Here is a 21,888-nt window from a genome sequence, read left to right as displayed (position 1 = left end):
GGGGCATGAAACGCCTCGCTGTCGCGCTCGCCTGCCTCGTCCTTCCGTCTACCGCCCTTGCGCAGGAGACCCGGCCGCTGGGGCAGAACCTGGAACGGTTCGACTATGGCGCGCCGGTTCATTGGTTCGAGACGGAGGCGCAGGGGCAGGCAGTGCGCATGGCGTGGCTCGACTTCGCGCCGCAGGGGCAGGCGCGCGGGGAGACGCTGGTCCTGCTGCATGGCAAGAACTTCTGCGCGGCGACCTGGGTGGAAACCGCCGAGGCGCTGGCTGCGCAGGGCTGGCGGGTGATCGTGCCGGACCAGGTGGGGTTCTGCAAATCGTCCAAGCCGACCGGCTTCCAGTACAGCTTCGCCCAGCTGGCCAGCCTGACGCGCGACCTGCTGCAACAGGCGGGCGTGGAACGGCCGGTACTGATCGGTCATTCGACCGGCGGAATGCTGGCGCTGCACCATGCCCTGCTGTTTCCCAATGCGGTCGAGCGGCTGGTGCTGGTCAATCCGCTCGGCCTCAATGACCCGATCGCTCAAGGCGCCCCTTATGCGCCGCTCCAGACATTGCTGGAGGAGGAGGCGGTGACGGATGCGGCGAGCATCCGCGCCTATCAGCAGAGGGTCTATTACGGCGGCGACTGGTCGCCCGACTATCAGCGCTGGGTCGACATGCTCGCCGGGCAATATGCCACCGATGGCGGCACCGCGGTGCGCCAGGCGCAGGCGCGGCTGTCCGACATGATCCAGACGCAGCCGACCGCTCATCGCCTGGAACAGGTGAAGGTGCCGGTCACGCTGATTATCGGGCAGGAGGATCTGACGGCGTTCCGCGGCAACACCGCACCCGAAGGCGTGCAGATCGCCACCGTGCCGCAAGCCGCGGAGGCCGCGGTCGAACGCTTCCCCGATGCGGAGCTGGTGCCGCTGGAGGGGCTGGGCCACTCGCCGATGGTGCAGGATCCTGCGGTGTTCCAGCAGATGCTGGTGGAAGTGCTGAAGGCCGGCGGCAAGACGAGCCGACCGGAATGACGCGGCTACCGCTCACGATGGCTGGTTGGGGGAGCGCAGAGCTGCCCGCTGGCCGCGCCCTGCCGGATACCCTACCGGTTGGCCGATGAAGATAGCCGCGCCTTTTCTTGTGCTGGGTCTGACGATCGGAGTGCCGGGCCTCGCCGGCTGCTCATCAGACGAGCGGCGGGAGGAACGCCTGCAGGCTGCCGGCGCGGAGCCCGACCTGGCCGATCTGCTGCGCGTCGCCGCCGCGGCTGTGGGCGAACAGAAGTTCGGGCGTTGCGCCGCCTGCCACACGATCGCTGCGGGTGGGCCGAACCTTGCCGGGCCGAATCTCGCGGGCGTCTACGGTAAGGGTTTGGCGCAAGGAAACCCGCGGTTCGGCTACACCGCCGCGCTTCTCGCCGCAGGGAAGCAAGGCGGGCGGTGGGATGCCGCGACGCTGGATGCGTGGCTGGCGGACCCGCAATCCGTCGTGCCGGGCACATCCATGCGCTTTGCAGGTATCGCCGACCCGCTGGACCGGGCCGACATCATCGCTTTCCTGCAGGATTCCTGACGGCCGGCGGGAAAGCTACTTCCCCCACTTCTTCTGCGTTTTGCCGTACCGCATCTTGCGCGTGCCCGGCTTGCCCTCGTTGCTGCGCCCGACCATCGGCGCCTTCTTCTCGCCGTCGGGCAGGCCAAGCTCGTCATTCTCCAGCCGGCGGATCTCGTCGCGCAAGCGGCCCGCTTCCTCGAACTCCAGATTGGCGGCCGCGTTGCGCATGCGCTTCTCCAGATCCTCGATATAGGAGCGGAGATTGTGGCCGACGAGGTTGTTGCGCTCGTCATCGCCGGTGCCGATCAGCACGCCGTCCTGCGCCGCCGTATGCGCGACAATGTCGGCGATGCCGCGGCGGATGGTCTGCGGGGTGATCCCGTGTTCTTCGTTATATTCGCGCTGCTTTTCGCGCCGGCGGTCGGTTTCCGCCATGGCCCGTTCCATGCTGCCGGTGATGCGGTCCGCATAGAGGATCACGCGACCCTCCACATTGCGCGCCGCACGGCCGATGGTCTGGATCAGCGAGGTTTCGGAACGCAGGAAGCCTTCCTTGTCAGCATCCAGGATGCACACCAGCCCGCATTCGGGGATGTCGAGCCCTTCGCGTAGCAGGTTGATGCCGATCAGCACGTCATAGACGCCCAGCCGGAGGTCACGGATCAGCTCAATACGTTCCAGCGTCTCCACGTCGGAGTGCATGTAGCGGACGCGTACGCCCTGTTCGTGCATGAACTCGGTCAGGTCCTCCGCCATGCGCTTGGTCAGGGTGGTGACCAGCGTGCGGTAGCCCAGCTTGGCGGTCGCCTTGCACTCGGCGATGCAATCCTGCACCTGGTCCTCTACCGGCTTGATCTGCACCGGCGGGTCGATCAGCCCGGTGGGGCGGATGACCTGTTCGGCGAACACGCCGCCGGTCTGGTCCATCTCCCAGTCGCCCGGCGTCGCGGAGACGGCGATGGTCTGCGGGCGCATCGCATCCCATTCGTTGAAACGCAGCGGCCGGTTGTCGATGCAGGATGGCAGGCGAAAACCATATTCCGCCAAGGTGATCTTGCGCCGGTGATCGCCCTTGGCCATCGCGCCGACCTGCGGCACGGTCTGGTGGCTTTCATCCACGAACAGCAGCGCATTTTCGGGAATGTATTCGAACAGGGTTGGCGGCGGCTCGCCCGGCAGGCGGCCGGTCAGGAAGCGGCTGTAATTCTCGATCCCGTTGCAGCTGCCGGTCGCGGCGATCATCTCCAGGTCGTAATTGGTGCGCTGTTCCAGCCGCTGCGCTTCCAGCAGGCGGCCTTCCTCGTGCAGTTCCTTCAGCCGCTCCTGCAGTTCGAACCGGATCGCCTGCGCCGCCTGCTGCATGGTCGGGCCGGGGGTGACGTAGTGCGAGTTGGCGAAGACGCGCACCTTCGGCAGCACCTGCCCCTTGGCGCCGGTCAGCGGATCGAACTCGGCGATCTCCTCGATCTCGTCGCCAAAGAAGCTGATGCGCCAGGCGGTGTCCTCCAAATGGCTGGGGAACAGCTCCAGATTGTCGCCCCGCACGCGGAACGAACCGCGGGCGAAGTTGATGTCGTTGCGCTTGTATTGCAGCGCCACCAGCTTGCGGATGATCTCCCGCTGGTCCTGCGTCTCGCCCGCCTTCAGGTCGAAGATCATCGCCGAATAGGTCTCGACCGAGCCGATGCCGTAAAGGCAGGAGACGCTGGCGACGATGATCACGTCGTCCCGCTCAAGCAGCGCCCGTGTGGCCGAATGGCGCATCCGGTCGATCGCCTCGTTAACCGAGCTTTCCTTCTCGATATAGGTGTCCGACCGGGGCACATAGGCTTCCGGCTGGTAGTAGTCGTAATAGCTGACGAAATATTCGACCGCATTGTTGGGGAAGAAGCTCTTGAACTCCCCGTAAAGCTGCGCCGCGAGAATCTTGTTGGGGGCCAGGATCAGGGCGGGCCGCTGCAGCTCCTCGATCACCTTTGCCATGGTGAAGGTCTTGCCGCTGCCGGTCACGCCCAGCAGCACCTGCGTCTGTTCGCCTTCACGGGCGGCGGCAGTGATTTCGCCGATGGCGCGCGGCTGGTCGCCGCTGGGGCTGTATTCGCTGACAAGTTCGAAGCGACGCCCGCCCTCTGTCTTTTCGGGCCGGGCGGGCTTGTGGGGTACGAAATTGCCGGAGGTGTCGGGCTCTTGCAGCCCGCGGCGGATGACGAGTTCGGCCATGGCGCCAATATGGGCGGCAGGTCCGGCCAGTGCAATCGGCGCACGCAGATGAGCCGGACTGCCGAAAGCTGGGCAATTGCAGGAAACGGCCGGGGCAAAGACCGTTAATGCAGCAACAAGTCATTTGTGTTACATTGGACGTCATGGCCAGCACCCCGCTTACATCGTCCCGCATGGCGGGCGCCTCCCCTGTCGGATTTCTGGCGGAGGCTTCGCGCCGGGCCGTGCTCGCCAGCGGGCCTGCACCGGCGGATGCGCGCGGCCCCGCCGCGCGCCTGTTGCTGGGGGAAGTGGCGACATTCGCCGCGCCGATCATGCGCCCGTTCCGGCGTGATTTCACCCTGGAGCGCAGCGGCAATCCGCAGATCGTGATGCTGCTGCCCGGTCTGGCCACCCATCCCGTGCGCATGCGCTTCATGGCGGAGAAGCTGGAACAGGCGGGCCACCGTACCAAGCGCTGGGGCCTGGGCTACAATCTCGGCCCGAGCGAGGAGAAGTTCGCGACGCTGGGCGCCCGACTGGCCGAGATCCACGCCCGCTATGGGCGGCAGGTGGTGCTGGTCGGCTGGAGTCTGGGCGGCATCTTCGCGCGGGAGATCGCCAAGCATCAGCCCGAACATGTGGCGAAGGTGGTGACCATGGGCTCGCCGTTTTCCGGCACGCCTTATGCCAACAATGCGTGGCGCCTGTACCAGCTGCTGGCCGGCCATGCGGTGGACCACCCGCCGGTGGAGGCGGAACTGGCGGTGAAGCCGCCGGTCGAGACGGTCGCGTTGTGGAGCCCGCGCGACGGCATCATAACCCCGCGCAGCGCGGCCGGGCGGCCGGGGGAGCGGGATCGGGCGATTGCCCTGCGGTGCACCCATATCGGTTTTTCCAACGCGGAAGAGGCCATCCGGACCGTTGCTCAGGAACTTGAACGAACCCGTCCGGGTTGAATATGAAAGCGCAGCTTGGCGACGGGCATCCGCCGTGCCATTGTGCAACGCAGCAGCAGCAAAGGATGCCATGGACGCGCCGTCACCCGCCAAGTTCGACGAGATGCTGGCGCCTGACGGCACAGTCCGCGAGGCTTATCGTCAATATCACGAATGGCTCTCGCAGCAGGACAGCGCCTGGATGCGGCGCAAGAATTTCGAGGCGGAGAGTTTCTTCCGCAGCACCGGCATCACCTTCAACGTCTATGGCCAGGATGATGCCGAGGAACGGCTGATCCCGTTCGACATGGTGCCGCGTATCATCGCCGCGGCCGAGTGGCGCAAGCTTTCGCGCGGGATCGAGCAGCGGGTGAAGGCGATGAACGCCTTCATGCACGATCTGTATCACCGGCAGGACATCATCCGTTCCGGCCGCCTGCCCGAACGGCTGTTCCGCAACAATGCCGCATGGCTGCCGCAGATGGTGGGGCTGAGACCGCCGGGCGACATCTACACCCATATCACCGGGGTCGATCTGGTGCGCACCGGCCCGGACGAATTCCTGGTGCTGGAGGACAATGCCCGGACGCCCAGCGGGGTCAGCTACATGCTGGAAAACCGCGAAACCATGATGGCCATGTTCCCCGAACTGTTCACCAAGGTGAAGGTGCAGCCGGTCAGCAACTATCCGCGCCGCCTGGCCAAGAGCCTCAGCGCCTGCGCGCCCGATTGCGCCGCGGCGAACCCCACCGTGGCGGTGCTGACGCCGGGCATCTACAATTCCGCCTATTTCGAACACGCCTTCCTGGCGGACCAGATGGGGGCGGAACTGGTGGAAGGCAGCGACCTGCGCGTGATCGGCGGACGGGTGCAGATGCGCACCACGCAAGGCTACCGGCCGATCGACGTGCTGTACCGCCGGGTGGATGACGAGTTTCTGGACCCGCTGACCTTCAACCCGGACAGCGTTCTGGGCGTGCCGGGGATCATGGACGTGTATCGGGCCGGCCGCATCACCATCGCCAATGCGCCGGGCACCGGGGTCGCGGACGACAAGGCGATCTACTCCTTCATGCCGGACATCGTGGAGTTCTACACCGGCGAGAAGCCGTTGCTGAACAATGTGCAGACCTGGCGCTGCGCCGATCCCGACAGCCTGAAATATGTGCTGGAGAACCTGCCCGAGCTGGTGGTGAAGGAAGTGCACGGATCGGGCGGCTACGGCATGCTGATCGGCCCGACCGCCAGCCGCAAGGAAATCGCCGCCTTCCGCGCCAAGCTGCAGGCGCGCCCGGACAATTACATCGCGCAGCCCACGCTGGCTCTGTCCACCTGCCCCATCTTCACCCGCAGCGGGCTCGCGCCGCGGCATGTGGACCTGCGCCCGTTCGTGCTGCTGTCGCCCCATGGGGTGGAGATCACGCCCGGCGGGCTGACCCGCGTGGCGCTGAAGAAGGGATCGCTGGTGGTCAATTCCAGTCAGGGCGGCGGCACCAAGGACAGCTGGGTGCTGGATGAGTAGGCAAGGACAACCCGGCAGCATGATCGTGCAGGATCGCGGCGAAGTGCCCGTGCTGGGCCGCGTCGCCACCGGCATGTTCTGGATGTACCGCTATCTGGAGCGGGCCGAGAACACGGCCCGGCTGCTGGCGGCCGGGCACCGCATGGCGATCACCCGGGGGGAGGACGTCGCGAGCGAGGAATGGAAGTCGGTCCTGACCACGCTGGGCCAGTTGACCGCCTACACCGCGCAGCATGATGATTTCACCGGCGCGCATGTCTGCGACTTCGTGCTGCGGGGCAAGGGCAACCCGCAAAGCGTGCTGTCCATGTTCGAACGCGCACGCACCAACGCCCGGGCCTGCCGCTCTGCCATCACGGCCGAGGTGTGGGAGGCGGTGAACGAAGGGTGGATGACCCTGCGCGATCTGCTGGCCCGGCCGGTGCGGGATACCAGCCTGAACATAGCCTTGGCCGCGATCCGGCGGGAATCGACGCTGGCACGCGGCGCAACCCATGGTTCGATGATGCGCAACGAGGTCTATTCCTTCGTGCGCGCGGGCACGTTCATAGAACGGGCGGACAACACCGCGCGCATCCTTGACGTGAAATACTACCTGTTGCTGCCATCGCTCTCCTATGTCGGCACGCCGCTCGATACCGGGCAGTGGGACAATGTGCTGCGATCCCTGTCGGGGGAGCGGGCCTATCGCTACCTGAATGCCGGGCGGATGGAGGCGCGCAGCATCGCGGAGCTGCTGATCCTGGACAGCCGGTTTCCGCGCAGCCTCGCCTTCTGCTACGCCGCCCTGCGCGAGAACCTGGATGCGCTGGCGCAGCTGCACGGGCGCGAAGGCCCGGCCCACCAGCTGATGAACGAACTGGACGAACGGCTGACCGGCCGTACCGTGGAGTCCATCTTCGATCAGGGGCTGCACCAGTTCCTGGTCGAATTCATCGGCCGCAACCAGGCGATGGCCAACGCCATCGCCGAACAATACCGTTTCAACGAGTAGGACGCCGCCGATCATGCGCCTCGCCATCCGGCATACCACGCGGTTCCGTTTCAGCCGGCCCGTCAAGCACGGGCTCCAGCGGCTACGGCTGACGCCGAAGGCCACGCAGGGGCAGCGGGTGAACGAATGGGCGATGGAGCTGACGGGCGCGCGGGAGGAGCTGGTCTATGACGATCAGAACCACAATCGCGTGACGCTGATCAGCGTGGACGAGGATGCCGAGGAACTGGCCATCACCGCCACCGGGCAGGTCGACACGGTGGATCGCGCCGGGGTGCTGGGCGCACATTCAGGCCACATGCCGCTATGGTCATTCCTGGGGCAGACCGACCTGACCAAGGCGGGCCCGAATATTCGCCGCCTGATCGCGCAGGTGGAGCGCAGCCCACGGGGTATGGTGCCCACCTTGCACAATTTGTCCGCCACCATCCTGGAGCGTGTGGCGTACGAGACCGGGCATACCAATGTCGCCACGACGGCGGAGGAAGCGGTCGCGGGCGGGCAGGGCGTGTGCCAGGACCATGCGCATATCTTCATCGCGGCGGCCCGCGCGCTGGAAGTGCCGGCGCGGTATGTCAGCGGCTATCTGATGCTGGACGACCGGGTGGAGCAGTCGGCCACCCATGCCTGGGCAGAGGCATGGGTGCAGGGCCTGGGCTGGGTCGGGTTCGACATCAGCAACGGCATCAGCCCCGATACACGTTATGTCCGGGTGGCGACGGGCCGCGATTACCGCGACGCCGCGCCGCTTACGGGCATGAGCTTCGGCGGCGCGATGCAGGAGCTGCAAGTGGAACTGTCGGTGGAGCAGCAGTTCACCGGTCAGCAGCAGCAATGAACAGGCGGCCCGCAGGCAGCGGGCGGCAGGCAGGATTTGTTTTGAGATGACCTATTGCGTTGGAATGGTGCTCGATCGCGGGCTGGTGCTGATGAGCGACACGAGGACCAATTCGGGTGTCGACAACATCTCCGTCTTCCGGAAGATGTTTCACTGGTGCGCCGGCGATCGCACCATCGCGCTGATGACCGCGGGCAATCTGGCCACCACGCAGGCTGTCGTCAGCCGGCTGGAGGAACGCAGCAAGGCGCCGGCCGACCGGCACAATTCGTTGCTGGAGCTGCCTACCATGTTCCAGGTCGCGGCGGAGGTGGGCCGGCTGCTGCGCGAGACGGTGCAGGAAACGCAGACGGAGAACGGCGCCAGCGGCAAGGGGCGCTTCACCGCCTCCATGATCCTGGCCGGCCAGATCGAGGGCATGGAGCCGCGCCTGTTCCTGATCTATCCGGAAGGCAACTTCATCGAGGCGAGCTTCGACACGCCCTTCTTTCAGATCGGCGAGACCAAATATGGCCGTCCCATCCTGATCCGCGGCTATGACCGGACGATGAGCTTCGAGGATGCGGTGAAGCTGCTGATGGTCAGCTTCGATTCCACGCTGAAGGCTAATCTGTCGGTCGGCATGCCGTTGGACCTGCTGGTGCTGGAACGCGACACGTTCGAGCCGCTGCATGATCGCCGGATCGAGAGCACGAACCCTTATTTCGAGAAGATCAGCAATTCCTGGGGCGATGCGCTGCGCAGCGCGTTCCATTCGCTGCCCGATTACAGCTTCTACCAGAAGCAGGACGGCTGATTCGCGCCGCACCATGTGGTTTGCGGTTAGGCGGTTCCGCCTAGGGATCGCCTGCTAGGCACTTGTCCGGATGTCCCGTGCGAGTGATAGCGCCAAAATGGTGCTTTTGCAGGCGCGGAAATCCGCCATTTTTCCCACCGCGACGGTTCGATCGCTTCACGGTGGCGGGGCATCGTCGTGCAGGATCGCTCAACCGGCGGCACCCTGCAGGGCATGGAACGCACACACCTTCACATCCTCGGCGGCACCAGCCGCTCTCGCGCCGAACAGGCCCGCATCGCCTTTGCCCTGGGTCACCATGCCGAGGTCTATGGCGGATTGGACGAGTTCTTCGATCGTCCGCCGACCGAGGGTGTCATTCTCGCTGCGCAGGACACGGTCACCGGCGGCACCGCCGGGCTGATCCGGCGCCTGGGCGAAGCCGGCGTCTGGTTGCCGCTGGTGATGACGGGCGACGATTTCACCATCGACCAGGTGGTGGATGCGATTGGCGACGGCGCGATCGACTGCCTGGCCCTGCCGCTGGAGATGGGCACGCTGGCCCGCCGGCTGCAGCGCGTCATCATTGCCGCCGGTCCCATGGTGGAGGTCCGCCGCCGGCAGATCGAAGCGCGCAGCCGCATCGGACAGCTCAGCCGCCGCGAGCGGGAGGTGCTGGAATGCCTGGCAGCCGGCCGGTCGAACAAGCTGATCGCCCGCGACCTGGGCATCAGCCCGCGCACGGTGGAGATCCACCGTGCCAACATGATGACCAAGCTGGATGCCGGCCACGCCGCCGATGCCGTGCGGCTGTGGATGGATGCGCAGCTGGGCGACGCTGGCAGGATCGCGCCCACCCTCGCCGCCACCCCGCTGCCGCGCCAGCGCATGGCGGCGGAGCCGGTCGGCATCGCCCGCCCGCACGCCATGCCGCAGGATCAGGTTGCCTTCCCGGTACTCCGCCGCGCCTGAACCTGGCGCCTGAACGCCACGGGGCGCGTGCTCAGCCCGGCAGGGCGCCGGCTCCCGTGGCGCTGGCCGGCAGGGCCCCGTCGCTGATGCCGCTATCCGCCACAGGCGACAGGCGGAAGCTATAGGTTACGGGCGCCACGTTGATCCGGTACTCCGGCAGGGGTCGACCGAAATCGCTCCACGCCGTGTCGCCGCCCACACCCGACTGCACCAGATCGACCAGCAGGCTGCCCTCGCTGCCCGGCATGATGTCGCTGCTGCGCCGTGTGCCCGGTTCCGCGCGATCCAGATCCGCATAGGGGAAGGGCAACGCATTGACGGACAATGGCTGTGCCCCCGCCACGCGCAGGCCGCCGCCCGCCGTGCCGCGGATCAGTTCCAGCCAGCGCACATCGACCTTGTTGCCGCTTTCCTGCGGGCGCATGTAGTCGTGATACTGCTCCATCAGCCCGCCGCGCCACAGGCCCATGGGTGCGGAGGTCTTTCGGTCGGCATAGGTCTCATGCGGGCCACGGCCGTACCATTGCACCGTCTGATAGGCAGCCGGCGTGGTGTAGATCATTCCGATCCGCAGCGGATCGCCCAGATCGTCGCGCAACGGTTCCATGCTGGCGGTCACGTCCACGCTGCCGTCACCGGCCATGCTGTACCGGGTGGTGAAGCGCGCCACATCATCGCCGGTCAGGTGCCGGACGGTCACGATGCTGCGGCCGTCCGCCTCCGCCACGGTGACGCTTTCGACCTTCCGCTCCTCGCTCGCCTTGCGCCAGGGCACATCACGCTTGTCGCTGCCGACGCCCAGGTCGTTGTCGATCAGCGCGCGGGTGAAATGCGGCGCACCGCCGGACAGCAGCTCCTGTCCGTTCGCGCGATAGGTGCGGACCAGGCCGCTGACGCGGTCGATCACCAGCTCCGCATTGCCCGCAGTCAGGCGCACGACGCCACGATCCCGCGCCACGGTGACCTGGCCTGCGACAGGTGCGGGCAGGGCGACGGGCGCGGCGGAGAGGGCGAACTGTTCCCAGCCGATCACATGGTTTGCAGCGACGCCCGGCACCGTGTCCGCCTTTGCCCGGGCGATAACCGTCAGGAACGCTTCCGCACCCGGCGTGGGGCGATAACCGGCCCAGCTGACCGGTACGCTGGCGCTGGTCCGCGCCGCGACCGGCGGCAGGTTCAGGGCGCCACCAGCCACGCGGACGCCATCTTCCTGCACCTGCCAGCTGAAATCGTAGTCGGACGTGTCCACGAAATCGTGCCGGTTCGTCACCGTCACCGTGCCGGCAGCGGCATCGAAGCCGTCGAACTGCACCGGGGCGTAGACCTTCTGCACTTCGTAGAAGTGAGGGTTGGGGGTGCGGTCCGGCTGCAGCAGGCCGTCCCCGAATTCGACGATCTGTCCATGATGCGGGCCGAAGCTGCTGCCGTCGCCCCAGTAATGCCGGCCATCTTCGGTGGTGCGGTTGATGGACTGGTCGACCCAGTCCCAGATGAAGCCGCCCTGCAGCTTGTGCGGGTGGGCGTAGATCGTGTCCCAATATTCCTGGATGTTGCCGCCCGAATTGCCCTGCACGTGGAGGTATTCGCACTGGATCATCGGCTGGCGGAAATCCCAGTTGGTGGCATAGTCCGCCATCTTCACCGCCGGATCGTACATCGGGGCGTAGATATCGGCATACCAGTTGGGCCGGTGATCGCTGATGCCGTCCCACGTGCCCCAGCCCAGATAGCTGATCAGCCGCCCGGCATCGCGCGCCTTGGCCGTCAATGCCGCGTCGGAGAAGGCCGGGCCGATCCCCGCCTCGTTGCCCAGCGACCAGAAGATGATGGACGGGTGGTTCTTGTCCCGCTCCACCATGTTCATGACCCGATCCACATGCGCGTCCCGCCATGCCGGGTCGAAACCGATCTGCAGTTCGGCGCGACGCTCCGGGTCCTTGTGCCCGGCATCCATGTACTGGTGGCTCTCGATATTGGCCTCGTCCATGACATACAGGCCGTACCGGTCCGCCAGTTCGTACAGGTAGGGATCGTTGGGGTAGTGCGAGGTGCGCAGCGCGTTGATGTTCGCCTGCTTCATCAGCACGATGTCCCGCTCCATGGATTCGCGGCTGATGACGTGGAAGGTGTCGGGATCGTGTTCGTGCCGGTTCACGCCGCGGATGGTGATCGGGCGGCCGTTCACGCTGACAAGGCCGTCCTTCATCTCCACCGTGCGGAAGCCGATGGCGCGGGCGGTGGACTGGACGACGCGGCCGCGGGAATCGAGCAGCTCGGTCACCAGGCGGTAGAGGTTGGGCGTTTCGGCAGTCCATGGTCGCACGCCCGGCACCTCGGCGCGCAGCGTGACGTTGCGCTCCGCTTGGTCGGCGGGCACGGCGATCCGCTCTTCTGCGACGACCCGGTCGCCATCCAGCAGCACCATGCGGGCCCTGCCAGCCGCGCCGCCGGTCACCGCCAGATCGACCGCCAGCACACCGTCGCGATAGGCGGAGTCCAGCCCGGCATGGACAAATGTGTCGCGGATGCGGGTACGGGGCGCCGCCGTCAGGTATATGTCGCGCTCAATCCCGGAGACACGCCAGAAGTCCTGGTCCTCCAGGTAGGACCCGTCGGAAAAGCGGATCACCTGCAGCGCGATCACGTTCTCGCCGCTGCGGAGGTGGGGGGTGACGTCGAACTCCGACGGCAGCTTGGAATCCTCGGCGTAACCGACCTTCTGCCCGTTCACCCAGACATAGTAGGCGGAGCCCGCTGCACCGACATGCAGGATCACGTCGCTGCCATCCCAGCCGGCGGGCAGGGTAACCGTCCGGCGGTAGGAGCCGACCTCGTTGTCGTCATGCGGAACCAACGGCCGGTTGGGCACGAAAGGGTAGGTGATGTTGGCGAACCGCGCCTGTCCGTACCCCTCGGCCTGCCAGTCCGCCGGCACCGCGATTTCCGGCCAGCTGCCGACATTGTAGCCGGGCTGCTCGAACCCGTCGGGCAGGTTGTCCGCATTGTCGGAGAAATGGAACTTCCATTGGCCGTTCAGCGAAAGGTAGCGGGAGGAGGCCGCCGGGTCGCCGGCCAGTGCACGGGCGCGATCCTCGAACGGGAAGCCGGTTGCGCGGGCCGCTTCGCGGTTGGTGCTGTTGACCTGCGGGTTTTCCCAGTCGGGGCGCGAAGGGTCGCCCTGCACCGGAGCGACTGCGGGAGCGCCTTGCGCCAGAACCGGGGCCGCCGATGCGGCAAGCAGCGCCGCCAGGCTGACAACACCAGGCAGGTTGCCTGCGCCGTTGATAAACCTCATTTGTGTCATCCTCTCCGTCGTTTATTTGTCTGATAAAAAGGTCCTGCAGGCTTGCCAAGTCCCACGAGCCATTGTTTGTTGGCGGTGGGAGAAAAGGAGACCTCGGTGAGAAGCAGAACAATCATCCGCCATGCGGTTCTTGCCGGGCTTATGGTCCTGGCTCCGGCCTGCGCCAGCACTGCCGCAACGCCGGCGGCCGAAGCAGCAGCCCCGGGCGATGTCCTGCGGGAGCCGGCTGCCATGCGTGCGCTGGCTGTCCGCATGGCAGACTGGCAGCTGCAGCGGCTCGATGGCAGCCATGTTGCGCGGGCCAGCCGCGAAACGGGCGACCCGCGTGCGTGGGAGCAGGCCGTGTTCTGGGTCGGGCTGACGCATCTGGCCGACGCACCCGGCACCCCACCGCGCATCCCGCAAGCCATTCTCGACCTGGGACAGCGCACCGATTGGCAGCCGGGCCGCCTGCCTTATTTCGCGGACGATCATGTCATCACGCAGGCCTATCTGTGGGCGGCGGAGAACGGCGCCGGGGCCAAGGCGCTGGGGCCGACCAAGGCGACCTTCGACAGGATCCTGGCCGATCCGCCAAAATCCACGCTGGCCTTTGTGGTGCCGCCCGAAGGCTACGGCGCCACCGAATGCCTGGTGCGCTGGTGCTGGTGCGATGCGCTGTTCATGGCACCGCCGGCACTGGCGGAACTGAGCGAACAGACGGGTGATCCGCGTTACCGCGACTTCGCCACATCCGAGTTCTGGGCCACCACGGACTTCCTCTACGATCCGGTGGAGCACCTATATTACCGCGACAGCCGCTTCTTCGACCGGCGGGACGAGCAGGGGCGCAAGCAGTTCTGGAGCCGGGGCAATGGCTGGGTGTTCGCCGGCATGGCGCGGATGATCCCGCTGTTGCCCGAAGGCAGTGCGGACCGGGTGCGGATGGAAGCCCTATTCCAGGAAATGGCGGCGAAGCTCGTCACCTTGCAGAAGGATGATGGGTACTGGGCGCCGTCGCTGCTGGCGCCCGAAGGCTCCCCGCCTGAGGCAAGCGGCACGGCGTTTTACACCTACGGCCTGGCATGGGGCATCAAGGCGGGACTGCTCGACCCAGCCACCTATCGCCCCTCGGCGGAACTGGGCTGGGCGGCGCTGACCCGCGCGGTGCAGCCCGATGGCGGGCTGGGCTGGGTGCAGCAGGTGAGCGACCGGCCCGAGCAGGTCGCCGCCACCGACACGCAATATTACGGCGTCGGGGGTTTCATCATGGCCGCCACCGCGATGGCCGACCTGCATGAAGGCGGCTGACTGGCTGGGGGCGCTGCTGCTGGCAGTCGCCCCCGCCGGTCCGGTGGTGGCGCAGCCTGCCGGCGCGACGGCGGCGGAGCTGTCCGCGATCGATCGGGTCTGGTCCGGGCACTATGTCCCGTTCGCGCTGGCGGTCGGCGAGCGGGCCATCCTGGTCGCCAATTACGATGCGAACCGCCAGCTGACCGTCGCCCGGCGGCCGCGCGATGGCAGCTACTGGACCTATCACCGGCTGGACAGCTGGACCGGGTGGGACAGCCACAATGCCATTGCCATGGCGGTGGATGCGAATGGCGAGGTGCATGTGGTCGCCAACATGCACAACGACCCGCTGGTCTATTTCCGCAGCACGGGTGGCGACGATGTGCGCACGTTGGAGCGGGTGCCGGCCATGGCGGACCCTGCGCTGGAGCAACGGATGACCTATCCGGTGTTCCTGCACGACGGTGAGGGGCGGCTGATCTTCAAGTACCGCGATGGCGGCAGCGGCAATGGCAACGAGATCTACAGCCGGTATGACCCGGCCGGCCGCAGCTGGCACAAGCTGCTGGCCGCGCCGCTGGTGGATGGGGAAGGGCAGCGCAACGCCTATTTCGTCGGCCCTGTGCTCGGCCCCGACGGCTGGTTTCATCTGGCGTGGGTGTGGCGCGACACGCCCGATGCCGCGACCAATCGCGACCTGTCCTATGCCCGCAGCCGCGACCTGCAGAGCTGGGAGCGATCGGATGGCACCCCGCTGCCGCTGCCGATCCGGCTGCCCGATGCGGAGGTGGTCGACCCGGTGCCGGTGCGCGGCGGCATGATCAACAACAACACGGTGCCGGGCTTCGATCAGCAGGGCCGGGTGCTGATCACCTATCACAAGTTCGACGCGGCCGGGCAGACGCAGATCTTCGTCGCCCGGCGGGAGGCGGATGGCTGGCGCAGCGTGCAGGTGACGCGCTGGCCGGACTTCCGCTGGGATTTCGGCGGCGGCGGTTCGCTGGCCAGCCGGCTGACGGTGAGCGGGGCCGAGCCGCTGGGCGAGGACCGCCTGACCATCCGCGTGGTGCGCGACGGTGCGCCGCTGCTGCTGACGCTGAACAGCGCGACATTGGCGCTGATCGGGGAAGCGCCGGACAGGCGGCTGGCCGACAGGCTGGCATCCGGCCTGGCGGTGCCGCAGGGAATGCAGCTCCACACGATCGAGGATGCAAACGGGTTCGCCATCGCCTGGCCCACGCTGCCGCCGCACCGCGATTTGCCGCTGACGGACATTCCGCCGCCAACCGTGCTGCGGCTGGTGGAGCCTTAGCGGCAGAAGCTGCTGCCGCTGCCCGCCACCCCTTCCAGATGCAGGTGGTCGCGATGCGCGGCGTTGTATTCGGGGCTGAGTACCGTGGCGAAGCGGCGGCAGGCGCTGCGCTGCACGGTGCGCAGGAACTCCTGCTCTGCCGGCGTGCCGCCGCTCCAGCCCGCCAGCACCGTGATCCGCCGGCCGTCCTGCAGCACGAAGGCCCCGATATCGACGGCGGATGCGGTGCTGTGGGCGGAGCGTCTGTTGGTGCCGGCCACGTTGCGGCAGGAATAGGAGCCCATCGTCTCGACCGAGCGCAAGGGTGAACCCAGCACCGAGCGGGCGGCGCGATCGGCGCCATAGCGGATCCAGCCGGCGAAGACGGTGCTGACCTCGCAGGTGAGCGGGCCGATATTGCCGACAGCCACCGTCCCGTCATCCGCCGCCAGGCTGGACACCTGCACCGTGTTGACGTTGCTGCAGCCCGGCCCGGGATACCGGTCGGGCAGCATGGAGAACAGCGCGTCGGTCGCCGTCAGTCCGACCAGGCATTGCCGCCCCACAGGCGTCTGCGCCACCGGAACGGATGTGGTGAGCGGCCCTTCACCGCCAGCAGGTGCATCGTCCGTCCGCCCGGCACAGCCCACCAGCAAGAGCGTGGCGAGCAGGGCGGCAGCGGCGGCGTGACGGGCAGGCATGCCGGGGGACATTCCTGTGGATGGTCGCCGATGCAACCGCTAATTGCTTGACTCGCAGCCCCCCGCCTCTAGTCCCGGCGCCGGGCCACGCGGTCCCAACGCCGCGCGAGCTCTCTGCAAGGAGAGACTGACATGACTGATACCAATACCCTGCCGGACGAAGTCCGTCCGCAGCCTGCCACAACTCCCGCCCGCCCGTTCTTTTCCTCGGGCCCCTGCGCCAAGCCGCCGGGTTGGGATGCGGCACAGCTCCCCACCGAATCGCTCGGCCGCTCGCACCGATCCAAGATCGGCAAGTCGCGCCTCGCCACCTGCATCGACCTGATCCGCGAAGTGCTGGAAGTGCCGGCCACGCACCGCATCGGGATCGTCCCTGGCTCCGACACCGGAGCTGTCGAGATGGCGATGTGGACCATGCTGGGTGCCCGCCCTGTTACCACCATCGCCTGGGAAAGCTTCGGCGAGGGCTGGGTGACGGATGCGCTGAAGCAGCTGAAGCTGGAGCCCACCGTGCTGCGCGCCGATTACGGGCAGCTGCCCGATCTGCGCCAAGTGAACTGGGACCATGACGTGGTGTTCACCTGGAACGGCACCACCAGCGGCGTGCGCGTGCCCGATGGCGAGTGGATCGCCGCGGATCGTGCCGGCCTCGCCATCGCCGACGCCACCAGCGCGGTGTTCGCGCAGGACATCGCATGGGACAAGTGCGACGTCGTGACCTTCTCCTTCCAGAAGGCACTGGGCGGGGAGGGCGCGCATGGCGTGCTGATCCTGGGCCCGCGTGCTGTGGAACGGCTGGAAAGCTACACCCCTGTCTGGCCGCTGCCCAAGGTGTTCCGTCTGACAAAGGGCGGCAAGCTGGTGGAAGGCGTGTTCAAGGGCGAGACGATCAACACCCCTTCCATGCTGGTGATCGAGGATACGATCGCCTGTCTGGAATGGGGCAAGTCGATCGGTGGCCTCACCGGCATGAAGGCACGCGCTGATGCCAATGCCGCGGCGCTTGACCAGCTGGTGCAGGACCGTGACTGGCTGGGCCATCTCGCGGCCGATCCAGCCAGCCGGTCGAACACCTCCGTCTGCCTGACGGTGGAGGGCGCGGATGCCGACTTCATCAAGCGTTTCGCCAAGCTGCTGGAGGATGCGGGCGCGGCCTATGACATCGCCGGCTATCGCGACGCGCCAGCTGGCCTGCGCATCTGGTGCGGCGCCACCGTCGACACGGCGGATATCGAGGCGCTCGGCCCCTGGCTCGACTGGGCCTACACCCAAGCCCGGGCCTGACACTTCGCGACTGATCTGAAATTTGCCGGGTGCCGCGCCGTTGCGCGCACCCGGTTGCCTCCCCGCATCAGGGGAGATGGAGACATCACATGACCAAGCCCAAAGTCCTGATTTCCGACAAGATGGACCCCAACGCCGCGCGCATCTTCCAGGAGAATGGCTGCGACGTCGACGTGAAGACCGGCATGACCCCGGACGAGCTGAAGGCGGTGATCGGCCAGTATGACGGCCTCGCCATCCGCTCCTCCACCAAGGTGACCGCCGAGATCCTGGACGCCGCGCCGAACCTGAAGGTCATCGGCCGCGCCGGGATCGGCGTCGACAATGTCGATATTCCCGCCGCCTCCGCACGCGGCGTCGTGGTGATGAACACGCCCTTCGGCAATTCGATCACCACCGCCGAACATGCCATCGCGATGATCTTCGCACTCGCCCGCCAGATCCCGGAGGCGGATGCCAGCACCCAGGCCGGCAAGTGGGAAAAGAACCGCTTCATGGGCGTGGAGGTCACCGGCAAGACGCTGGGCCTGATCGGTGCCGGCAATATCGGCGCGATCGTGGCCAACCGTGCGCTGGGCCTGCGCATGAAGGTCGTCGCCTATGATCCGTTCCTGACGCCCGACCGCGCGGTCGAGCTCGGGGTCGAGAAGGTCGATCTGGAAACCCTGCTGCAGCGTGCCGACTTCATCACGCTGCACACTCCGTTGACAGACGAGACCCGCAACATCCTGTCGCGCGAGCGGCTGGAGAAGGTGAAGAAGGGCGTGCGGATCGTCAATTGCGCCCGCGGTGGCCTGATCGACGAGGCCGCGCTGAAGGATGCGCTGGACAGCGGCCATGTGGCGGGCGCCGCGCTGGACGTGTTCGTGGAGGAGCCGGCCAAGTCGAGCCCGCTGTTCGGCACGCCCAACTTCATCTGCACCCCGCATCTGGGCGCCTCCACGACCGAAGCCCAGGTCAATGTGGCACTGCAGGTGGCGGAGCAGATGGCCGATTACCTGGTGTCCGGTGGCGTCACCAACGCGCTCAACATGCCCAGCCTGTCGGCAGAGGAAGCGCCGCGGCTGAAGCCCTACATGGCGCTGGCGGAAAAGCTCGGCTCGCTGGTCGGGCAGCTGGCGCATGGCGACCTGCCGCGCGTCAGCGTGGAGACGGAAGGCGCGGCGGCGCAGCTGAACCAGAAGCCGATCGTCGGCGCGGTGCTGGCCGGCCTGATGAAGCGTTTCAGCCAGAGCGTGAACATGGTCAACGCTCCCTTCCTGGCGCGGGAGCGCGGGATCGAGGTGCGCGAGATCCGCAACGAGCGCGAAGGCACCTACAGCACGCTGGTGCGCGTGACGGTGGCGACCAGCCAGGGTGACCGCTCCGTCGCCGGCACGCTGTTCGGCCATGGCGGTCCGCGCCTGGTGGAGATCTTCGGCATCGGCATCGAGGCGGAGCTGGAAGGCCACATGCTGTATATCGTGAACGAGGATGCGCCCGGCTTCATCGGCCGCATCGGTTCGCTGCTGGGCGAGGCGGGGATTAACATCGGCACCTTCCACCTGGGCCGCCGCGACACCGGAGGCGAGGCGGTGCTGCTGCTGAGCGTCGACCAGCCGATCACGCAGGACCTCGTCGCCAAGGCGCAGGCGCTGCAGGGCGTGAAGGTCGTGACGCCGCTTTCCTTCTGACCTCGCGGCGGCGGGCGGGGCGGGGTGCTTCCCCTGCGCCCCGCCCGCCGCTAAGGCCCGCCCCATCATGATCGATCCTGCCGACCTGCTGCCCGAAGGGCTGGAAGACCGCCTGCCCCACAGCGCCGCCGCCGCCACGCGGGTGGAGCGTGCCGTGCTCGACCTGCTGGACGCGCATGGGTACGACCGCGTGCGCCCGCCGCTGGTGGAGTTCGAGCCGGCGATGATGCGCCGCATGACGGGCATGCACACCCGCCACATGTTCCGCTTCGTGGATCCGGCATCCCTGCGGATGCTGGCGCTGCGATCCGACATGACCCCGCAGGTGGGCCGCATCGCCGCCACCGGCCTGGCCGACCGGCCGCGGCCCTTGCGCCTGTGCTATGCCGGGCAGGTCGCGCGCATGGTGGGCGACATGCTCGATCCCCGGCGGGAGAACCTGCAGCTGGGGGCGGAACTGATCGGCAGTGACGGCGTGGCCGCCGCTGGCGAACTCGTGGAACTGGCGATCGCCGCTCTGGAAGCGGCCGGCGCCACCGGCATCTCGGTTGATTTCACGCTGCCGGACAGCGTGGACCTGCTGGCGGCGGAGCAATCGCTGGATCAGGCGACCACCCAGGCCATCCGGCGGGAGCTGGACAGCAAGGATGCCGGCGCATTGGTGGCGGCGGGCGGAGAGGCCTTCGTGCCGCTACTCTATGCCAGCGGACCGTTCGATCACGCGATCGCCAGATTGGCCGAGTTCGACACGGGCGCGATCCTGGCCAGCCGGATCGAAGGCTTGCGGCAGGTCGCCGCGCGGGTCGGCGGACGCGCCCGGCTGACGCTGGATCCGGCGGAACGGCACGGCTTCGGCTATCAGAGCTGGTTTGGATTCACCCTGTACGCAGATGGCGTGCGCGGCGCGCTGGGACGCGGCGGGTCCTACCAGATCGCGGGCACCGATGACGCTGCTACCGGCTTCTCGCTCTACCCGGATGAGCTGGTCGAGCGGCTGGGCGCGGCGGAGATCCGGCGTGATTGTCTGTTCCTGCCGCTCGGTCATGATCCGGCAGCAGGGGCGAGCGCCCGGCACGAAGGCTGGCGCGCCATCAGTGCGCTGACGGCCGATGATGATGCGGCCGCCCTCGGCTGCACGCATGTCCTGGCAGAGGGTGCCATCCGTCCTTTGTGAACAAGGGTTGCCGGCACGGCCGGCAGCGGGCAGTTGCCCTTGCGCGCCCGCTCCCCTAGGGCCGCGCGGTTCGTGATCCAGCAGGAAGATGCCCATGCCCAATGTCACCGTGATCGGCGCCCAATGGGGCGATGAAGGCAAGGGCAAGATCGTCGACTGGCTGGCCGCCCGCGCCGACGTCGTCGTGCGCTTCCAGGGTGGGCACAATGCCGGCCATACGCTGGTGGTGGGCGACACCACCTACAAGCTGTCCTTGCTGCCGTCGGGCATCGTCACCGGCACGATGTCGATCATCGGCAATGGCGTGGTGCTGGACCCGTGGGCGCTGCAGAGCGAGATCGCCCGGCTGGAAGGGCAAGGCGTGTCGATCACGGCGGACAACTTCGCGATCGCCGACAATTGCCCGCTGATCCTGCCGGTCCACCGCGATCTGGACGTGATGCGGGAGGCGGCCGCCGGCAAGGGCAAGATCGGCACCACCGGTCGCGGCATCGGCCCTGCTTACGAAGACAAGGTCGGCCGCCGCGCGATCCGCGTCTGCGACCTGGCCCATCTGGACGAGATCGAGCCGATGCTGGATCGCCTGTGCGCGCATCATGACGCGCTGCGCGCCGGCTTCGGCGAGCCGCCGGTGGATCGCACCGCGCTGAAGGCGGAACTGCGCGAGATCGCCCCCTTCGTGCTCGCCTTCGCGCAGCCCGTGTGGAAGCGGCTGCGCGATGCCCGGGCGGAAGGCGCCCGCATCCTGTTCGAAGGCGCGCAGGGCGTGCTGCTGGATGTGGATCACGGCACCTATCCCTTTGTCACCAGCTCGAACACCGTCAGCGGCACGGTGGCGAGCGGCAGCGGCCTGGGGCCCAATGCAGCCGGCTTCGTGCTGGGGATCGTCAAGGCGTACACCACCCGCGTCGGGTCCGGTCCGTTCCCGACCGAATTGACGGACGAGATCGGCCAGCGGCTGGGCGAGCGGGGCCATGAATTCGGCACGGTCACCGCGCGCAAGCGGCGCTGCGGCTGGTTCGATGCCGCGCTGGTGCGGCAGAGCTGCGCGATCAGCGGGGTCACGGGCATCGCGCTGACCAAGGTGGACGTGCTGGACGGGTTCGAGACGATCCGCATCTGCACCGGCTATCGCCTGCGGGGTCAGGAGATCGACCATCTGCCCTCCAGCGCGGCCGACCAGGCCCTGCTGGAGCCGATCTACGAAGAGATGGAAGGTTGGACCGGCAGCACCAAGGGCGCCCGCCGCTGGGCCGACCTGCCGGCGCAGGCGATCAAGTATATCCGCCGGATCGAGGAGCTGATCGAGACGCCGGTGGCATCGGTTTCCACCAGCCCGGAACGTGACGACACGATCCTGGTGCGCAACCCCTTCGCCGATCGGTGAGTTGACTCGGGCGTTCCGG

The 21,888-nt window shown here is 67.2% G+C and carries 17 protein-coding genes; 14 read left to right on the top strand and 3 right to left on the bottom strand.

The genetic code is table 11. The features are described 5' to 3' along the window. The first annotated feature begins 5 nt into the window (after nt 1–5). Both D5S08_RS02315 and D5S08_RS02310 read left to right on the top strand, forming a co-directional pair. Complete coding sequence (locus D5S08_RS02315) at nt 6–1,022, top strand: alpha/beta fold hydrolase (RefSeq protein WP_121115083.1); 1,017 nt, start codon at nt 6–8, stop codon at nt 1,020–1,022. 85 nt (nt 1,023–1,107) lie between these two features. After that, the gene (locus D5S08_RS02310) at nt 1,108–1,563 is read left to right on the top strand and encodes a c-type cytochrome (RefSeq protein ID WP_121115081.1); all 456 of its coding nucleotides are present in this window, start codon (nt 1,108–1,110) and stop codon (nt 1,561–1,563) included. Between the two features lie 15 nt (nt 1,564–1,578). Here the strand turns inward: D5S08_RS02310 and uvrB are convergent, their stop codons facing one another. Beyond that, entirely contained in the window at nt 1,579–3,765 is a 2,187-nt protein-coding gene (gene uvrB / locus D5S08_RS02305; protein ID WP_121115079.1) for an excinuclease ABC subunit UvrB, read from the bottom strand. Between the two features lie 143 nt (nt 3,766–3,908). On the opposite strand from uvrB, the gene D5S08_RS02300 reads away from it, so the two are divergent. From D5S08_RS02300 to D5S08_RS02275, 6 genes are all read left to right on the top strand, one after another. Further along, complete coding sequence (locus tag D5S08_RS02300; RefSeq protein ID WP_241557170.1) at nt 3,909–4,703, top strand: esterase/lipase family protein; 795 nt, start codon at nt 3,909–3,911, stop codon at nt 4,701–4,703. Nucleotides 4,704–4,773: 70 nt separating this feature from the next. Then, entirely contained in the window at nt 4,774–6,204 is a 1,431-nt protein-coding gene (locus D5S08_RS02295) for a circularly permuted type 2 ATP-grasp protein (protein ID WP_121115075.1), read from the top strand. Between the two features lie 49 nt (nt 6,205–6,253). Beyond that, entirely contained in the window at nt 6,254–7,198 is a 945-nt protein-coding gene (locus tag D5S08_RS02290) for an alpha-E domain-containing protein (protein ID WP_121115469.1), read from the top strand. A 13-nt stretch (nt 7,199–7,211) separates the two neighbouring features. Beyond that, nucleotides 7,212–8,036, top strand: a complete 825-nt coding sequence (locus tag D5S08_RS02285; RefSeq protein WP_121115073.1) for a transglutaminase family protein — start codon at nt 7,212–7,214, stop codon at nt 8,034–8,036. Nucleotides 8,037–8,082: 46 nt separating this feature from the next. Continuing rightward, nucleotides 8,083–8,832: a proteasome-type protease gene (locus tag D5S08_RS02280; RefSeq protein ID WP_121115071.1), complete on the top strand. Its 750-nt coding sequence runs from the start codon at nt 8,083–8,085 to the stop codon at nt 8,830–8,832. Nucleotides 8,833–9,045: 213 nt separating this feature from the next. After that, nucleotides 9,046–9,783, top strand: a complete 738-nt coding sequence (locus D5S08_RS02275) for a response regulator transcription factor (protein ID WP_121115467.1) — start codon at nt 9,046–9,048, stop codon at nt 9,781–9,783. Nucleotides 9,784–9,814: 31 nt separating this feature from the next. Here D5S08_RS02275 and D5S08_RS02270 read toward each other — a convergent pair whose 3' ends face one another. Next, a complete protein-coding gene (locus tag D5S08_RS02270) occupies nt 9,815–13,078 on the bottom strand; it encodes a glycoside hydrolase family 2 TIM barrel-domain containing protein (RefSeq protein WP_121115069.1) in 3,264 nt (1,087 codons plus the stop codon). A gap of 105 nt (nt 13,079–13,183) precedes the next feature. Here D5S08_RS02270 and D5S08_RS02265 point away from each other — a divergent pair, with 105 nt between their 5' ends. Next, nucleotides 13,184–14,377 (top strand): glycoside hydrolase family 88/105 protein, encoded by a 1,194-nt coding sequence (locus D5S08_RS02265; RefSeq protein ID WP_241557169.1) that lies wholly within the window; start codon nt 13,184–13,186, stop codon nt 14,375–14,377. After that, a complete protein-coding gene (locus D5S08_RS02260) occupies nt 14,364–15,671 on the top strand; it encodes a BNR repeat-containing protein (RefSeq protein ID WP_121115065.1) in 1,308 nt (435 codons plus the stop codon). The genes D5S08_RS02265 and D5S08_RS02260 overlap by 14 nt, the downstream gene beginning before the upstream one ends. On the opposite strand, the gene D5S08_RS02255 is transcribed toward D5S08_RS02260, so the two are convergent. Beyond that, entirely contained in the window at nt 15,668–16,351 is a 684-nt protein-coding gene (locus tag D5S08_RS02255) for an extensin family protein (RefSeq protein WP_121115064.1), read from the bottom strand. The two genes, D5S08_RS02260 and D5S08_RS02255, sit on opposite strands and share 4 nt — an antisense overlap. A 132-nt stretch (nt 16,352–16,483) precedes the next feature. Here D5S08_RS02255 and D5S08_RS02250 point away from each other — a divergent pair, with 132 nt between their 5' ends. The 4 genes from D5S08_RS02250 to D5S08_RS02235 all read left to right on the top strand — a co-directional run bounded on the left by D5S08_RS02250 (nt 16,484) and on the right by D5S08_RS02235 (nt 21,869). After that, on the top strand, nt 16,484–17,635 hold the full coding sequence (locus D5S08_RS02250; RefSeq protein WP_121115062.1) for a phosphoserine transaminase: 1,152 nt from the start codon (nt 16,484–16,486) through the stop codon (nt 17,633–17,635). Nucleotides 17,636–17,724: 89 nt separating this feature from the next. Next, the gene (gene serA, locus D5S08_RS02245) at nt 17,725–19,308 is read left to right on the top strand and encodes a phosphoglycerate dehydrogenase (RefSeq protein WP_121115060.1); all 1,584 of its coding nucleotides are present in this window, start codon (nt 17,725–17,727) and stop codon (nt 19,306–19,308) included. Nucleotides 19,309–19,375: 67 nt separating this feature from the next. Further along, on the top strand, nt 19,376–20,482 hold the full coding sequence (locus tag D5S08_RS02240; protein WP_121115058.1) for an ATP phosphoribosyltransferase regulatory subunit: 1,107 nt from the start codon (nt 19,376–19,378) through the stop codon (nt 20,480–20,482). Between the two features lie 94 nt (nt 20,483–20,576). Continuing rightward, the gene (locus D5S08_RS02235) at nt 20,577–21,869 is read left to right on the top strand and encodes an adenylosuccinate synthase (RefSeq protein WP_121115056.1); all 1,293 of its coding nucleotides are present in this window, start codon (nt 20,577–20,579) and stop codon (nt 21,867–21,869) included. Nucleotides 21,870–21,888 lie beyond the last annotated feature (19 nt).

It is taken from the genome of Croceibacterium ferulae (assembly GCF_003660445.1).
Taxonomy (GTDB): domain Bacteria; phylum Pseudomonadota; class Alphaproteobacteria; order Sphingomonadales; family Sphingomonadaceae; genus Croceibacterium; species Croceibacterium ferulae.
The sequence above is the reverse complement of the archived record's forward strand: the minus strand, read 5'-3'. Positions and strand labels throughout refer to the sequence as shown.